12 protein-coding genes are annotated in these 16088 nt (G+C 65.0%); 3 read left to right on the top strand and 9 right to left on the bottom strand.

Translation table 11 applies throughout. The annotated features are described in order from the left end of the window. Window positions 1–271 precede the first annotated feature (271 nt). Together AB7531_RS22110 and AB7531_RS22105 are read left to right on the top strand one after the other, a co-directional pair. Window positions 272–2518, top strand: a complete 2247-nt coding sequence (locus AB7531_RS22110; RefSeq protein WP_063983256.1) for a TOMM precursor leader peptide-binding protein — start codon at window positions 272–274, stop codon at window positions 2516–2518. Between the two features lie 95 nt (window positions 2519–2613). Continuing rightward, entirely contained in the window at window positions 2614–3990 is a 1377-nt protein-coding gene (locus tag AB7531_RS22105) for a SagB/ThcOx family dehydrogenase (protein WP_063983255.1), read from the top strand. Window positions 3991–4037: 47 nt separating this feature from the next. Here the strand turns inward: AB7531_RS22105 and AB7531_RS22100 are convergent, their stop codons facing one another. The 9 genes from AB7531_RS22100 to pncA form a co-directional block, all read right to left on the bottom strand. Further along, window positions 4038–4898: an ABC transporter permease gene (locus AB7531_RS22100; RefSeq protein ID WP_063983254.1), complete on the bottom strand. Its 861-nt coding sequence runs from the start codon at window positions 4896–4898 to the stop codon at window positions 4038–4040. Then, window positions 4895–5824, bottom strand: a complete 930-nt coding sequence (locus AB7531_RS22095) for an ABC transporter permease (RefSeq protein WP_014495224.1) — start codon at window positions 5822–5824, stop codon at window positions 4895–4897. The genes AB7531_RS22100 and AB7531_RS22095 overlap by 4 nt, the downstream gene beginning before the upstream one ends. Next, entirely contained in the window at window positions 5824–6816 is a 993-nt protein-coding gene (locus AB7531_RS22090) for an ABC transporter ATP-binding protein (RefSeq protein WP_063983253.1), read from the bottom strand. Before AB7531_RS22090 ends, AB7531_RS22095 begins: the two co-directional genes overlap by 1 nt. After that, window positions 6813–7796, bottom strand: coding sequence for an ABC transporter ATP-binding protein (locus AB7531_RS22085; RefSeq protein WP_063986367.1), 984 nt, complete (start codon window positions 7794–7796; stop codon window positions 6813–6815). Before AB7531_RS22085 ends, AB7531_RS22090 begins: the two co-directional genes overlap by 4 nt. 3 nt (window positions 7797–7799) lie before the next feature. Beyond that, the gene (locus AB7531_RS22080; RefSeq protein WP_441280053.1) at window positions 7800–9437 is read right to left on the bottom strand and encodes an ABC transporter substrate-binding protein; all 1638 of its coding nucleotides are present in this window, start codon (window positions 9435–9437) and stop codon (window positions 7800–7802) included. Window positions 9438–9467: 30 nt separating this feature from the next. Beyond that, a complete protein-coding gene (locus AB7531_RS22075) occupies window positions 9468–10283 on the bottom strand; it encodes a sugar phosphate isomerase/epimerase family protein (RefSeq protein WP_063983251.1) in 816 nt (271 codons plus the stop codon). 492 nt (window positions 10284–10775) lie between these two features. Next, entirely contained in the window at window positions 10776–12809 is a 2034-nt protein-coding gene (locus tag AB7531_RS22070; RefSeq protein WP_063983250.1) for an NAD(+) synthase, read from the bottom strand. 151 nt (window positions 12810–12960) lie between these two features. Next, window positions 12961–14076, bottom strand: a complete 1116-nt coding sequence (locus AB7531_RS22065; protein WP_063983249.1) for an alpha/beta fold hydrolase — start codon at window positions 14074–14076, stop codon at window positions 12961–12963. Between the two features lie 16 nt (window positions 14077–14092). Then, entirely contained in the window at window positions 14093–14719 is a 627-nt protein-coding gene (gene pncA, locus AB7531_RS22060) for a bifunctional nicotinamidase/pyrazinamidase (RefSeq protein WP_063986366.1), read from the bottom strand. Window positions 14720–14976: 257 nt separating this feature from the next. On the opposite strand from pncA, the gene glk reads away from it, so the two are divergent. Further along, window positions 14977–15963 (top strand): glucokinase, encoded by a 987-nt coding sequence (glk, locus tag AB7531_RS22055; RefSeq protein WP_063983248.1) that lies wholly within the window; start codon window positions 14977–14979, stop codon window positions 15961–15963. Window positions 15964–16088: the final 125 nt, after the last annotated feature.

The raw sequence follows: 16088 nt of genomic DNA, 5'->3' as shown, positions 1-16088 counted from the left end.
GCGCGGGTTGCTGCGCATCGTGGGGCCGCTGCCGCGTGTGCTAGACCCCGGCGCATTCCGAATGTCAAATTCACGGGTTGATAGGTCATTGGCCGGCCTCAAGAAAGGGTCCGGCCAATTGCTTGAATTCGCTACGACGCTTGCATCGGCGGCTTGCGGGTGACGGCTGAATTCGTTTCAATTCTCTGGGAAAATGCCGGCGCGCGGTCGCGACGATCCATCTTGCGCCGGGGATCTAGCGTGACGGCAACAGGATCAGCGTGCTGACTCAATGACTGCAACTCGCAAGACCCGCGTTGCGCGGCAGACCCGCAAAGACATTCTCCGATTTGCACCGAATTTCACCGCTTACTTGCTGCCTCCCGATGCGGTTTGTCTCTATTCCGAGAACCGCAAATTCTTCCTGCACGGCGAGCTCTACTGCGCCCTCGCCACTGCGATCGGGCAACACGGCAAGACCGGGTCGGAGATCATTCGCCAGCTTTCGAAGCGCTTCCCGGCCGACAAGATCGAGGAAGCAATCAAGCGGCTGCTCGATCGCCGATATGTCGTTGCGCGGACCCCGAAAGCGTTCGACGACGCCGTCGGCGGTTTCCTGGCAAGCCTCGGCATGCCCTTGGAGATCGCGGAACAAAATCTTCGCAATTGCCCCGTTCAGGTCGAGTCGATTGACGTCAAAGGCGCCAAGGAGCTGACCGCGGCCTTGGGTAAGCTCGGCGTTCAAATCGCCAAGCGCTCGCCGAAGCTCACGATCACGCTGGTGAACGATTATCTTGACGGGCGACTTGCTGAATTGAACCAGGAACGTGTGGCCGGCAAGACGTCCTGGTTGCTGGTACAGCCATCCGGCGCGTTTCCGCTGGTCGGGCCCATGTTCAAACCGGGCGAGAGCGCCTGCTGGACCTGCCTGTTCGATCGCATGATCCGCAACCGGGAGATCAAGGGGTTTCTTGACCGGGGACCGGCGCGTGCGGTTGCCATATCGCCTCTCGTCAGGGAAAGCGTCGGCAAGACTGGAATCCATTTTGCGGCGGTCGAGATCGCCAAGGCAATCGCCTCGGATTTTCGCACCGATTTGTGCGATCACATCGCAAGCTTAGACCTGACCGGCGCCGCCATCGCCAAGCACTACGTGACGCGACGTCCGCAATGTCCGACCTGCGGCAGCAGGAAGCTGAACAACCCGCGCCGATCTCCGGCCCTGGTCGAGATTGCCGAGGGCAAGAGACTCGTCATGACCAGCGGTGGATATCGCACCGTGACGTCGCGGTCGACGGTGTCGCGCTTCCGCAAGCATGTGAGCCCGCTGACCGGCGTGGTCACCCGGCTCGAGCGGATCGACGTCGACCTGCCGATGAACACCAATTACTTCGCCCAGCACAATTTCTCCGCGCCGGCCCACAGCATCGACCAGCTCAGGTCCGGATTGAGCGGCGGCAGTTTTGGCAAGGGCTCGACCGCCGAGCAGGGTGAAGCCAGCGCGCTGATGGAATCGATCGAACGCTATTCGGGCATTTTCCAGGGCGATGAGATCAGGACGACGCGCCGCTTTGTCGATTTCGCGCCTGGCGACGCGCTTCTTCCCAACGATGTCCAGCTCTTCAGCGAAACGCAGTTCAAGACCAGGTTTCTGCAGCAGCCGGACGATCCCCATCCGGTGCCCGAGCCGTTCGATCCCTCGACGAAGACCGAGTGGTCGCCGGTCTCGTCGTTGCGCGACAAACGCTTCAAATATCTGCCGACCGGCCTCCTGTACTTCTTCTATGGCGGCTTTCATACGGATTCCAACGGCTGCGCGGCCGGCAACACCCGCGACGAAGCCATCGTTCAGGGCTTCCTCGAACTGATCGAGCGCGATGCCTACGCGATCTGGTGGTACAACCGGGTGCAACGCGCCGAGGTCGATCTCGGGCGATTCGACGATTTCTATGTTCGGGATCTCCAGGCTCAATTTGCGGAAGCCGGGCGCAAGCTGTGGGTGCTCGACATCACCACCGACCTCGGCATTCCGACTTACGTGGCGATCATGCACTGGATGCAGAATGGACACGAGAATATCGAGTTCGGTTCCGGCGCGCATTTCGACCGCCATATAGCGCTGCTGCGATCCCTCACCGAACTGACCCAATTTATGTCCGTCGGCATGATGGGCGGCGCAAGCGGCGAGAAGCCGACCCTCGACGGTGTCACGCCGCTGCGCCTGGAAGACTACCCGTTCCTGACACCGAGCGACCACCCGATCGTCCCCCCAGCGCCGAGCCTCAAGCTTCACGACAATACGCGTGACCAGGTCGTCGCCTGCGTCGAGATTGCCGCCCGTGCTGGCTACGATTTCCTCGTCCTCGACCAGACACGTCCCGACGTCGAGGTTCCGGTCGTCAGAGTGCTCGTTCCCGGCCTGCGTCATTTCTATCGCCGTTTCGCACCGGGTCGCCTTTACGATGTGCCGGTGAAGCTCGGATTGCTGGACCGGCCGCGACCGGAAAGCGATCTGACTTCATTCCTTCCACACACCTGAAGGGTTGCTCTTTCGTGCGCGCTCCCCGGAAAAAGCCGACCAGGAAGATCGCGCCAGACATTGCCGCCCGATTGAGCCATCATTTCTCCCTCCAGATGCAGCCGGACGGAAACATCACCGCCATTCTGGGCGACTATTCCGTCAACCTCGGACAATTCAGCGCGGCCGCGATGGACTGCGCGCGACATCTGAGCACCGGCCTTCCGCTCGCGTCCTTTGCAGGCAAGAGCGCCATCGCGAGAGACGTCGACGCCCTGGTGCGTCGCCTGGCCCGGCAGGGGCTTCTGGAATACCGCCTCTCCTCTTCGCGTAACACGCAGGACTTCGTGGTCATCGAGCCCCAAGTCCCCGAATACTGGCCGCAGCGCGCGAAGCTGGGCAGTCGTGACACCATTGTGCTATCGCGCTTTGCCTTTCTGCGCCGGCGCGGCAACGAGCTGGTGCTGGAATCGCCACGCGCCGGCGCGTTGTTCCGGATTGGCGATCCCGCCATCGCCGCGACCCTTGCTGCGCTGTCGCAGCCTCGGAAGATCGGCAAGCTCAACCAGAAGGTAGCTTCCCCCACCCTCCATCTGCTCGAACTGTTGCTGGACAGCCAGATCCTGCTCAAGCTCGATGCGAAAGACGGAGAAGGCCTGAGGGTGAACGAAGGCGACGGCAACCTCGTACTCTGGGATTTCCACGATCTGGTGTTTCACACGCGGAGCACGGAGGGTCGGCAAGCCAATCCGGTCGGCGCCGCCTTCACCTATGCCGGCATCGTTCCGCCGTCGCCGGCGGTGCGTCCGCCCTGGGCCGGCAGCAAGATTGACCTGCGCAAATTCTCCTCCCCTGAGCCGAACTCCCGCTTCCCCAAGCTGTTGCGCGAACGCCATTCAACACGGGATTTCGACGACAAGAATCCGGTCACGCTCGGCGAACTCGCGCAGTTTCTCGACACCAGCGCGCGCGTCTTGTCCGAATGGAAGAGCGAGCCGTATTTCGAAGGCGGTTCCGACGTCACCTACAGCACGAGGCCTTATCCGTCGGCGGGCAGCGCGTACGAGCTAGAATTGTACCTTACCGTCGCGAACTGCGACGGGCTTGCGCGCGGACTCTACCACTACGATGCAGGGAGCCACGCGCTCGTCGCGATCAGCGCCTCCCCCCAACAACTCCAGGCGCATTTGGCGGCTGCCCAGTTCGCCATGGACGCGCCGGGTCAGCCACAAATCCTCATCACGATCGCGGCGCGTTTTGGGCGGGTCTCCTGGAAATACAGCTCAATCGCATATTCGCTGATCCTGAAGGATGTCGGCAGCCTGATTCAGACGCTTTATCTGGCGGCGACCGATATGGGCCTCGGCGGCTGCGCCATTGGCAGCACCAACATCGATCTGTTCGCGAAAATGACGGAGTTGGAATTCCATATCGAGGGCCCGGTCGGTCAATTCGCGCTCGGGCGCGGCAGGACGCCGGAGGTCCAAGGCTAGAAACGGGTGTCCGACGGCAAATCGACGCATGCGTCAGGCCAGTCGCCCTATTGCAGGGTCGGGTCGAGCCGATCGCGCAGCCAGTCGCCGATCACGGAGACGGCCAGCGTGGTGATCACGATGGTGGTCGCCGGCGCCAGCATGATCCAGGGCGCCCGGGTCAGGTACTCCCGGCCATAGCCGACCATGTTGCCGAGGCTGGTCATCGGCGGCTGCACGCCGAGGCCGAGGAAGGACAGGCCGGATTCCATCAGGATCACCTCGGGGAAAACCAGCGTCGTCGAAACGATCAGGGTCGAGGCGATGTTGGGCAGGATATGCCTAAGATAAATCCGCGACGGCGTCGCACCGAGCTGGCGGACGGCCGCGGCATAGCCTTGCGCATTGGCGGAGATGGCGAGGCCGCGGGCGATGCGGGCATAGCGCTCCCAGCCGAACAGCCCCATCAGGCCGATCAGCAGCGGCAGCGAATTGCCGAAGAAGGCGAGCACCGCGAGCGCCATGATCAGGAACGGCATGCTGGCCTGGAAGTCGGTCAGCATCAGCACGAACTGCTCGACGGCCCCGCGGAAATGCGCGGCGAGAAAGCCGAGCGTGGTGCCGACGATCGCCGAGATCGCAGTCGCGCCGAACGCAATTAACAGCGAGATGCGGATCGAGACGAGGAGCCGCGACAGCACGTCGCGGCCGAGCTCGTCGGTGCCGAGCCAGTGCGCGACATTGCCGGGCGCAGCCAGCCGGTTGCGCAGGTCGAGCTGGGTGAAGCTGTAAGGCGCGATTTTCTCGGCGAACGCCCCGATCACCAACATGGCGACGATCCAGCTGATCGCGAGTGCGACCGAGACAGGGATCGCGGGAAGGCTGATGCGACGGCGGACAGCCGTATCCTTCAGCGTCGCATCGGTCATGCGTGGGCTCCCTTGGCGCGGAGGCGCGGATCGAGGAAGCCATAGAGGAAGTCGACGATCAGATTGGACGTGACCATGGTCATCGCGACCAGCAACAGGATGCATTGCACGACGGCGAGGTCGCGGTTGGCGACGGCGACGACGAGCAGGCGCCCTACTCCGGGCCAGGCAAACACGCTCTCGACCACGACCGCGCCCGCGATCAGCGTGCCCACCATGAAGCCGAGGATGGTGACGGTCGGGATCGCCGCGTTCGGCAGCGCATGCGACGTCACCACCTTGCGCCACGGCACGCCCTTGGCCGAGGCGGTGCGGATATAGGGCTGGCCCAGCACCTCCAGCATGGCGCTGCGGGTGAAGCGCGCCAGCACCGCGGCGCCGCCGAGGCTGAGTGTCACGATTGGCAGGATGGCGTGACGCCAGCTGTCCTGCCCGCCCGACGGCAACCAGCCGAGCTGAACGGCGAAGACGAGCACGAGCAGCAACGCAAGGACAAAACTCGGCACGGTGAAGCCGGCGACCGCCGTCATCATCACGGCGCGATCGATTCCCGAGCCGCGGTGCAGCGCCGCGTAGATGCCGGCGGGAATGCCGAGGGCGACCTTGAAGAAGAACGCCGGCAGCGTCAGCGCCAGCGTTGCCGGAATCCGCTCCAGCACGAGTTCGATCGCCGGCCGCCCGTCGCGCATGGAGCGACCGAGCTCGCCCTTGGCGATGGCGCCGAAGTAGTCGAGGTACTGGAACCAGATGGGATCATCGAGCCCCCAGGCCTTGCGGAAAGCAGCGAGCACTTCCGGCGGCGCCTCAGGTCCCAGGATCATCAGCGCGGGATCGCCGGAGAGCCGCAGCACCACGAAGGCGAAGGTGACGACGAGCACGATCGTCAGCGCCGCGCGTCCGATCCGAATGGCAAGATAGCGTCCCATCAGGCCGCGTCCCGCGTCTCGGCCTGCGGCCCCGTCACGAGATGGCAGGCGACTTGCCTGTCACCACCGACGGCCGACAGCGCCGGCACCTCGCTCGCGCAGCGCGCGATAGCGCGCGGGCAGCGCGGATGGAAGGCACAGCCTTGCGGCCGCGCCGCCGGGTTCGGCGGATCGCCTGCCAGCACGATGCGGCCCGCACTGCGGCGGCCGGGCGCAGGTGACGCCGAGACCAGCGCCTGCGTATAGGGGTGTTCGGGACGCGCGAAGAGATCGTCGGCGCTGCCGATCTCGACGATGCGGCCGAGATACATCACGGCGACGACATTGCTGATCTGCCGCACGACTCGGAGATCGTGGCTGATGAACAGCAGCGTCAGCCCGAGCTGCGCCTGAAGATCGCAAAGCAGGTTCACCACCTGCGCCTGGATCGAGACGTCGAGCGCGCTGACCGGCTCGTCGCAGACGAGGAAATCCGGCTTTGTCGCCAGTGCCCGCGCTAGCACGATACGCTGACGCTGGCCGCCGGAGAGCGCGCCCGGATAGCGCGCGCCATGCGCCGGTGTCAGCTCGACCGCGCGCAGCAATTCGCGGACACGCTCCTCGCGTTCGGCCGGCGTGCCGAGACCGTGAATGTCCAGGGGCTCGCGGATTTGGGTGGCGACCGGTAATCGCCGGTCAAGCGCCCCCAGCGGATCCTGGAAGATCATCTGCATGCGCGCCCGCTGCGCGCGCCACGCCTTCGTGCCTGGCGCGGCCATCACCTTGCCGTCGAACCGCACCTCGCCGCGATCGGGCGGCTCGAGGCCAAGCACGATACGACCCGTGGTCGACTTGCCCGAGCCGGACTCGCCGACGAGGCCGAGCGTCTCCCCCTTGCGGATCGCAAGTGACAAGCCGTCGACCGCGTGAACCGCTGTGCTGCGGCCGAACATCCCGGAGCGCATCGCGTAGCTGCGCGAGATCGAGGACACCTCGACGAGCGGCCCGCTCATTCGGCGGCGATCCCGAGCAGCGCGCGGCGCGAGGCCCCGGCACGGATGCAGGCAACCACGCGATCGTTCGCGATCGGCGCGAGGCTCGGCACGGCAAGTCCGCACGGCTCGGCCGCCAGCACGCAGCGCGGCGCGAAGGCACAGCCGCTTGGCATGTGCGCGGGATCGGGAACGGTCCCCGGAATGGCCGTGAGACGTCGACGCGGTCCGTCGAGCGGCGGCAGTGCGCCGATCAGGCCCTGCGCGTAGGGATGCACCGGATCGGCAAAGAGCTGGTTGGCGGGCGCCTGCTCGACGATGCGGCCGGCATACATCACGGCGACGCGGTCGCAGTTTTCCGCGACGACGCCGAGATCATGGCTGATCAGCACCATCGCCATGCTCATCTCGCGGCGGATGGTCGAGAGCAGCTCCAAAATCTGCGCCTGGATGGTGGCGTCGAGCGCCGTGGTCGGCTCGTCCGCGACGAGGAGATCGGGATTTCCGGCCAGCGCCATCGCGATCATGATGCGCTGGACCTGGCCGCCCGAGAATTCGTGCGGATAGGCTTCGAGCCGCCGCGCCGCATCGGGAATGCCGACAAGATCGAGCAGCCGCCGCGCTTCGGCCTTCACCGCCTCGCCCGAGAGATCGCGATGCAGCGCCAAAGCCTCGCAGAGCTGCTTGCGAATGGTGAGCACCGGATTGAGCGCGCTTGCGGGATCCTGAAAAATCATGGCGACCCGCCCGCCCCGCACCCGGTCGAGCTCACCCGCGGCTGCGCCGAGGATCTCGCGTCCGTCGAGCCGCACGGAGCCCGAGACTTTTGCATGCCGCGGCAAGAGGCCGAGCGCAGCAAGCCACGTCACCGACTTGCCGGAGCCGGACTCGCCGACGAGGCCGAGGGCCTCGCCCTTCTGCAAAGCGAGATCGACGCCGCGCAGGACCGCCACGCCATTGAAGGCGACGCTGAGGCCCTGGATGCTGACCAGCGGCGTCACCACTTACGCCTCGAAATTGCCGGCGCGGAAATCCATCGCGAATGCCGGCGACGCCTTCCACTTGATCGACTTCGGCTTCGCGGTGAAGGTCGCGTTCTGGTGCAGCACCGTATAGGCGGGATCCTCGCGCTCGGCGATCTCGAGCATGCGGCGGAACGCCTTCTTGCGCGCAGCCCGGTCGGTCGAGGTCTCAATGAACTCCGAAAGCTTGTTCAGTTCGGCGTTGGACCACTCGCCGATCTGCTGCTGCTGGCCGTTCGGGCCGTGCTGGGCGACCAGCGACGAGACGGGATCGTTGAAGGCAGCCGAGTTCGACCAGTCGCGTACCGCGCGGGTCGGCGCGCGTTCCATGATCTGCGACCAGTTCTCCTTGGTCTCGATCTGGACGTTGAGGCCGACCGACTTCCACATCTCGACCAGCACCTGGGCGGTCGCAACCTGGTTGGTGTAGTAGTTGTTGAGCAGGCGATAGGGAATCGGATCGCCCTTGTAGTTGGCCTGCTTCAACAGATCCTGCGCGAGCTTCGGATCATAGGCCGGCACGCTCCAGTCGGCGTTGAACATGTCGCCATAGAATTCCCACTGCAGGCCCTTCGGCACGCGGGTGCGACCGGCCCACAGGCTGTCGACGATCGCCTGGCGGTCGATCGCGTGGGTGAAGGCGCGGCGCACCAGGGGATTGGCGAGCTGGGCGTGGTTCTTGTCGAACACGGTCAGGCGGTGATTGAGGATGGTGCCGCCCTGCACTTCGAACGCCGCGTTCTTCTCGATTCCGGCAATCTGGTCCGGCGGGATGTCGCAGGCGAATTGGTATTCGCCCGACAGCAGCCCGTTGATGCGGCTCGCGACCTCGGGCACTTCGAGGAAACGGATGCGCTTGAGCGGCGGCCGGCCGCCCCAATATTCGTCATGCGCTTCGAGTGTCAGCGACACGTCGGGCTTGAGCTCGACGACCTTGTACGGGCCGGTCGTAACAGGCTTGCGCGCCCAGTCGAGATAGCTCGCGGATTGCTCCCAGGCGCGGCGGTTCATGATGTCGGAGCCGTAGCGCGACAGCCGGCCCTCGATCGTGACGTCGGGCGTCGCGTTGTAGAAGCGCACCGTGTACTTGTCGACGGCATCGACGCGCACGAGGTCCGGCCAGATGCGGCGGGCAACCGCCGGCACGTCAGGCGGCAATTCCTTGCCCGGGCGCGGCGTCGGGATCTTCTCGAAGGCCTGGATGGTCGAGCGGCTCTTGGCCTCGGTCTCGCCGAACATACGCTCGCGGCTGAAGGTGAAGACGACGTCTTCGGCCGTCAGCTCGTCGCCATTGTGGAACTTCACGCCCTGGCGCAGCTTCACCTCGACGGTCTGGTCGTCGATGCGGCGCCACTCGGTGGCGAGGCCCGGCACGGCCTCCAGGCTGCCGCGCCAGTTCTTGGAGATCAGGCCCTCCCAGATCGAGGAGAAGAACACGCGCTCGCCGACGTTCGATTGCTCGCGCAGCACGTCGAGCACGTTCGAATTCGTCACCTTTTGAACGGCAATCGTCACCGACGGACGGTTGTCGGCCTGCCCGATCGCGAAGCGCGGCAGGAGAAGCGTGCCCGCGGCAACGCCGCCGGACTTCAGGATGGTGCGACGGGTGAGTTTGCTCATGACGATAAGCCCTGACCTTTGTGATGCCGGTTATTCAGCGAGACCGAGCGCGGCCAGATGGGCAGCGCCGGCGCGAACGTCGTCGTGATTGCGGAGTTCGAGGATCAGCCGCGGGTTGGAGGTCAGCCGGCCCAGCGCGCGGAACACGGCCACCCACGGGATGTTGCCTTCGCCTGGCGCCCAGTGCCGGTCGGCAAAGCCGTCGGTGTCCTGGAGGTGCACATGCGTCAGCATGTCGCCGGCGGTTTCGACGTAGTAATCGACCGGCGGAGCGCCGGTGGAAATGTGGGCATAGTTGGCGTGGCCAGTGTCGAGGGAGACGCGGACCTTGTTGCTTTCGAGCGCCTTGGCGAGGCGCACGCGGTCGCGCGGATCCTTGTCCTCGATGTTCTCGATGACGACCTCGCAGCCGATCGTCTCGGCGCGCGCGATCACCTCGGCAAGCGTCGTCTTGACGCGTTCGACGAGATTGCCGCGGTTATCAGGATAGAGGTCGAGATTGTTGTGGTCCCAGGTCGTGAACGGCGAATGGATCACCATCTGCGTCGCGCCGAGGAATTCCGCGGCATCGAGGCCCTGAAGCAGCCGCTTCGTCACCGCCTTGCGGATCAAGGGATCATGGCTGTCGATCTTGAAGCCCCAGAACGGGCCGTGAATGCCGAGCCGGCCGGTATGGCCCGAGAGCATCTGCTTGATCTCGCTGGCCGCACTCCGCCAATCGCCGTCAAGCAAATCCGCGCGGAAAAAATCCTGGATTTCGAGATCGCGCTGCCGTTCCAGAAGCCAGTCGCGGTGAGCAGGGATCGATTTGATGGACAATGCTGCGCCCAGCACCGGCTTCGACATGGCTTGCTCCTTGACCGTCAGCGATGACGGGAGCAGCGCTAGACCAGTTAAGTGACAGGCCCGTGAAATGCAGGTGCCGCGGCGATGCGCTGATGTGGACATCCCCGCCGATCGCCTGCATCGAATTCAGGCAGCAGTGATCGCAGCAGATGCGGACGAATGCACCAGCGTGCAGCATCAAGCGCGTTCGTGTCCGTAGTGATCCGGAATGGAATCCTAACCATACTTCGCGTACATCGCGCGCATCGATCGGCGGCCTTCCAGGGGCATCACCTTCTGATCGCGCTACATGGGGTTGGGGGACCGCATGGGGCGGGGGGATCAAAGGCTGGGGCAAGGTGACGAGGTCCGGACTCCTAGGCACTCCGGACCTCGGCACTTTCTAGATTGAACGCAATTTCGCGCCGCCGGCCTGGGGCCGCGCGGCGCGAAGTCGTTCTGGAGCTACCCTGCCCGCGTTCTGGAGCTACCCTGCCCGATCAGCCGTCTCAATCACTTCGGAACGTTCCGCTCGAGATCCTCAAGCCATGCCGCCGCGCTGGAATCCGACGGCGCGCGCCAGTCGCCGCGCGGCGACAATGAGCCGCCGGCCGAAACCTTCGGCCCGTTCGGCATCGCCGAGCGCTTGAACTGGCTGAAGGCGAAGAAGCGGCGCAGGAACACTTCCAGCCAGCGCCGGATCTCCGGCAGATCATAGGCCCTGCGCTTATCGGTCGGGAACGCCGGCGGCCATTCGCCCTTGGCGACATCATTCCAGGCGTGCTGCGCCATGAAGGCGATCTTGGACGGCCGCATGCCGAACCGCAGCGTGTAGAACAGGTTGAAATCCTGCAGCTCGTAGGGCCCGACGGAGGCTTCCGTGCTTTGCGGCTTCTCGCCGGGCTTGACTGGAACCAGCTCGGGCGAGATTTCGGCCGACAGGATCGACGTAAGCGTCCGGTTGACGTCGTCGCTGAACTGTTTTGAAGCGATCACCCAGCGGATCAGGTGCTGGATCAGCGTCTTCGGCACCCCGGCGTTGACATTATAATGCGCCATCTGGTCGCCGACGCCGTAGGTGCACCAGCCGAGCGCGAGCTCCGAGAGATCGCCGGTTCCGATGACGATGCCGCCATGATGGTTGGCGAGCCGGAACAGATAGTCGGTCCGCAGGCCCGCCTGCACGTTCTCGAACGTGATGTCGTAGACCTTCTCGCCTTTGCCGAAGGGATGGCCGATGTCCTTCAGCATTTGCGTCGCCGTGGGGCGGATGTCGAGCTCCTGCCACTCCGTCTGCAATGCCTTCATCAACGCCAGTGCGTTGGTCTTGCTCTCGCTGCCGGTGGCAAAGCCCGGCATCGTGTAGGCCAGGATGTTGCTGCGCGGCAGTCCGAGCAGGTCGACCGCCTTGGCGGCGACGATCAGGGCGTGGGTGGAATCGAGCCCGCCCGAGACGCCGATCACCACGCGCTTGGTTCCGGTCGCGCGCATGCGCTGCACGAGGCCGGCGACCTGGATGTTGTAGGCCTCGTAGCAATCCTGCTCGAGCAGGGCTTCGTCGCTCGGCACGAACGGGAAGCGCTCGATCTTGCGCAGGAAGCCGATGTCGGTGGCCGGCGCCTTCAGGGCAAAGGTAATCCTCCGGAAAAAGGCTTCGCGTTGCCGGCGATTATCGTCGAACGTGCCCATCAGTGCGCGTTCCTGCCTGAGCAGATCGAGATCGACGTCGGCCAGCGTGATCTGGCCGTCCTGGCGGAACCGCTCGCCCTCGGCCAGCAGCACGCCATTCTCATAGATCGAGGTCTGGCCGTCCCAGGCCAGATCCGTGGTCGATTCCCCTGCTCCGGCGGCTGAATAGACGTAGGCCGCAAGACAACGCGCCGACGTCGATTGGCACAGCAGTGCGCGCGAGCGCGCCCGACCGATCGTGATCGGGCTGCCGGATAGATTGATCAGCACGCTGGCGCCGGCAAGCGCGAGTTCGGAAGCTGGCGTCACCGGAATCCACATGTCCTCGCAGATCTCGACGCCGATGATCAGGCCTGGAACATCCTCGGCCGCGAACAGGAGGTCAACGCCGAACGGTGCGTGCAGCCCGCCAAACGCGATCGTCTCTCCGGCCATGCCGGCGCCGGAGGCGAAATGCCGCCCCTCGTAGAATTCGCGATAGGTCGGCAGATAAGACTTGGGCACGACACCAAGGACGTTGCCGCGATGAATGACGACGGCGCAATTGTAGATGCGATGACCGAAGCGCAGCGGCGCGCCGACGATCAGGACGGTCATCAAGGCCGAGGAGGCCTCGACGATTGAGGCGAGCCCGCGCTCGACCGCATCGAGCAGCGGGTCCTGCTTGACGAGATCCTCGATCGCGTAGCCGGACAGGCACAGCTCCGGAAACACGGCGACCGCCACCGACTGCTGCTGACAGGCATTGGCCGCCGCCAGGATCGCCTTCGCATTGGCCGTGGGATCGGCCACGTGGGAGGTAGTGACGCAGGCCGCCACGCGCGCAAATCCGTGGGCGTAGATCGAGTGGAAGCTCATCGAGCGCGGTACCCTTAATCTTGTCGCGGCCGCAGCCGCCAGTTCCGGATGATATGTAACCCATCGACCGGGCCCCGTGCAGGCCATCCGCCGTCATGCATAACGGATTTGCGTGTTCGCCGGCCCGGCCGGGCCAAGGCACCTGACAAGGTCAGGCGCTGCGGGCCAGCACTCCGGAGAGGTCGTTGCGCAGCCACTCGACGATCCGGGGCCAGGCATGGGCGTGGGTGCGCGCCCCCATGAACATGCCGAGATGATTGCTGGGCTCGGAGGCCGCGGCAATGAAGGCCGGCGGCGTTCCGAGCAGACCGGCGGTCGCAAGCGCCTGTCTGGCCGGCACGACGTCGTCATCGAGCCCGGCGAGCAGGAAGACCGGCGCCTTGACGTCCCTCAGATCAACCTCGCGGCCGAGCGCCGTGAAGTTGCCGCCGGCAATCCGATTCTCCCGGAAGATTCGGTTGACGATCTCCAGATAATAGGTGCCGGGCAGGTTGAGCGTCTCGGTATTCCAGCGATCGAAACGCGCGAGCAGTGCCGCGCCCTCCTCGTCCGAGAGATCCCTCTGCAATGCCGATGCAATGTCGTCGCGGCTCGGCGCCTTCGTCCAGAAGCGCAGCATCTCGTCGCCGCTGACATTGCCGCCGCCGCGCGCCACGAGCTGGTCGTAGAGCGCCTCAGGCGCATTGCGGGCGAGCCGGGACAGCGCGGAATCGATCGAGAGATCGACGGGCGCCCCCACCAGCACCAGCCGCCGCACCTTGGCGGGAAAGCGCGCCGCATAGAGCAGCGACAGCCAGCCGCCCTGGCACAGGCCGACGAGATCGACCGGCGCGCCGATTTCGTCAACGGCGACGTTGAGATCGCCGAGATAGCTGTCGATCGAGAGATAGCGCATGTCCGGCGAGGCCGAGCGCCAGTCGGTGAGGTACACCCGATCGATGCCGCCATTCTGCAGGGACTGCACCACGCTGTGGCCCGGTGCGAAGTCGGCGATCAGGGCCCGATGCAGCGCATAGGGCGCGCAGACCAGTGCCGGCTGGCCGGATTGCGTCCGCGTGCAATCGCGCAGGCGCATGGTCGCAAGCTCCAAGGCGACCGTGTTGGGCGTCGTCCACGGCAGATTGCTCGCGTCTTGTTCCGGCGGATCGCGCTCCAGCCACCAGAAGCAGGCGTCCATCGCGAGCCGCGCCGCCGCAAATGGCCATAGCAGCGGATCATTCGGAGGACGATCCGATCCACCCAGCGGTTTGCCGCCCTTCTCCACCATGACTATCTCAAGGTCCTCACAGCAAGGCCTCCAGGCTGACGATCGAAATACCGCGCTCGCGAAAACTCCGATGGGTCGCGGCCACCGAGCCGTCGAGATCGATGCCGCGGCATGCATCCTCGATGACGGCGACCTCGAACCCCGCCTTGCGGGCATCTTCCGCCGAGAAGCGAACACAGAAATCCAGTGCCAGACCGGCGACGAAGACGGTCTTCAGCTCGCGCTCGCGCAAATAGCCGAGCAGGCCCGTCGGCGTCCGATGGTCGTTCTCGAACAGCGCCGAATAGGAATCGATGCCGCGACGAAAGCCTTTGCGCACCACGAGGTTTGCCCTGGTAATTTCGAGCTCCCCATGGAATTCAGCGCCCACCGTGCCTTGCACGCAGTGCGTCGGCCACAGCACCTGGGTGCCGTAGTCGAGCTCGATGGTCTGGAACGGCTGCTTGCCCGCATGGTTCGGTGCGAACGAGACGTGATCGCCCGGATGCCAGTCCTGGGTCAGCACCACATTGGTGAATTTCGCGGCAATTCGGTTGATGGCCGGGACAACCTTCTCGCCGCCGGGAACGGCGAGCGCTCCGCCGGAGCAAAAGTCGTTCTGCACGTCGATCACCAGCAGCACGTCGCGGTCGGAAATCTGCATCGCAAGGTCCCGTTCCAGCCGTTCGGCGCGACGGGCGCCGAACGCTCCGTCCAATGTCGATCTTCCCGCGCGGCTTCGCAACCATCGACACATGCGGCGATATCGCGCCCGTCGTACCTGGGATGCAACGGTTTGGCGTTGTCCGAGTTGACTAGGCTCACCCGAGGACGGATTCTAGAGACGTTCGCAAATTGCGGATCGGATGGAGCGGAGGGAACGGTTCCCGCGAGCCTGCAGGACGCGGCAGCCACAAGATCATGAGTATCGGCAAGACAGGACAGATTCTTCTCGCCGATATCGGCGGCACCAATGCGCGCTTTGCGCTGAGCGAAAGCGCATCCGTCAGCGGCGACCAGGCCGGGCCCATCGAGTATGTGAAGGTCGCTGACTTCCCGACCGTCCGGGAAGCCATCGCCGACGTCCTTGCGCGCCGGTCCGGCGGCAAGCAGCCCAAACGAGCCGTGCTGGCCGTCGCGGGTCCCGTGACCAACAACCGCTGCGTCATGACCAACAGTCCGTGGGTCATCGACGGCAACGAGCTCCAGCCGGCCCTCGGCTTTGAGAGCGTGCATGTGCTCAATGATTTCGAGGTCGTGGCCTGGTCCCTGCCCGCCCTGAAGCCTGCCGATTTGATCCCGCTCGGGGGCCAGGACGGCCTCCCGGGCGAGCCGCTGCTGGTGGTTGGGCCTGGAACCGGCTTCGGCGTCTCCTGTCTGGTCGAACGCCACGGCGCCCGGCTGGCGGTCGTCACCGAGGCAGGCCACGCGACTTTGCCGGCGGAGACCGAGCGCGAGGAGCGCGTGATCGCGGCTATGCGCCGACGTCTCGGTCATGTCTCCATCGAGCGCGGCGCGCTTTCGGGCTCCGGCCTGCAAAACCTCTACGAGGCGCTGGCGGAGGTCGACGGCGCCCAGGTGCCGCACCGCGACGCCGCCGCCATCACCAAGGCCGCGCTGGAGGGCAGTTGCGAACTGAGCCGCGCGACGCTGGAGATGTTTTGCGCCATCCTCGGCTCAGTCACGGGCAATCTCGCGGTGACCTTCGGCGCCCGCGGCGGCGTCTACATCGCCGGCGGGATCGTGCCGCGCTTTCCGGAGTTCCTTGCCGCTTCCGCGTTCCGGGCGCGCTTCGAAGCCAAGGGACGCTTCCAGGACTATTTGCGCAGTATCCCGACCAGGCTGGTGACGAAACCCGACGCGAGCTTCGTCGGCCTGAAGATGTTCGCCGACCACAATCCGGATTGATGAGCCGCGATCGGCTCCGACGCCGTCCAGTCCGTTAACTATACACAGCTGATTGCAGCCAAGGCGCGGTTCCACGCAGGATCGTGCTTGCCCGACTGTGTCCGATGGGAAACAATTCCCGTAGT

This window comes from Bradyrhizobium sp. 63_E2_N1_3, from assembly GCF_052076005.1.
GTDB classification, from domain to species: domain Bacteria; phylum Pseudomonadota; class Alphaproteobacteria; order Rhizobiales; family Xanthobacteraceae; genus Bradyrhizobium; species Bradyrhizobium barranii.
This window is presented reverse-complemented; position numbering and strand designations above follow the sequence as displayed.

Excerpts from the sequence above, each read along its gene's own strand:
- AB7531_RS22070 (WP_063983250.1), bottom strand. The coding sequence starts at position 12,809 with ATGAGCTTCCACTCGATCTACGCCCACGGATTTGCGCGCGTGGCGGCC.
- AB7531_RS22110 (WP_063983256.1), top strand. The coding sequence starts at position 272 with ATGACTGCAACTCGCAAGACCCGCGTTGCGCGGCAGACCCGCAAAGAC.
- AB7531_RS22105 (WP_063983255.1), top strand. The coding sequence starts at position 2,614 with ATGCAGCCGGACGGAAACATCACCGCCATTCTGGGCGACTATTCCGTC.
- AB7531_RS22095 (WP_014495224.1), bottom strand. The coding sequence starts at position 5,824 with ATGGGACGCTATCTTGCCATTCGGATCGGACGCGCGGCGCTGACGATC.
- AB7531_RS22080 (WP_441280053.1), bottom strand. The coding sequence starts at position 9,437 with ATGAGCAAACTCACCCGTCGCACCATCCTGAAGTCCGGCGGCGTTGCC.
- glk (WP_063983248.1), top strand. The coding sequence starts at position 14,977 with ATGAGTATCGGCAAGACAGGACAGATTCTTCTCGCCGATATCGGCGGC.
- AB7531_RS22090 (WP_063983253.1), bottom strand. The coding sequence starts at position 6,816 with ATGAGCGGGCCGCTCGTCGAGGTGTCCTCGATCTCGCGCAGCTACGCG.
- pncA (WP_063986366.1), bottom strand. The coding sequence starts at position 14,719 with ATGCAGATTTCCGACCGCGACGTGCTGCTGGTGATCGACGTGCAGAAC.
- AB7531_RS22100 (WP_063983254.1), bottom strand. The coding sequence starts at position 4,898 with ATGACCGATGCGACGCTGAAGGATACGGCTGTCCGCCGTCGCATCAGC.
- AB7531_RS22075 (WP_063983251.1), bottom strand. The coding sequence starts at position 10,283 with ATGTCGAAGCCGGTGCTGGGCGCAGCATTGTCCATCAAATCGATCCCT.
- AB7531_RS22065 (WP_063983249.1), bottom strand. The coding sequence starts at position 14,076 with ATGGTGGAGAAGGGCGGCAAACCGCTGGGTGGATCGGATCGTCCTCCG.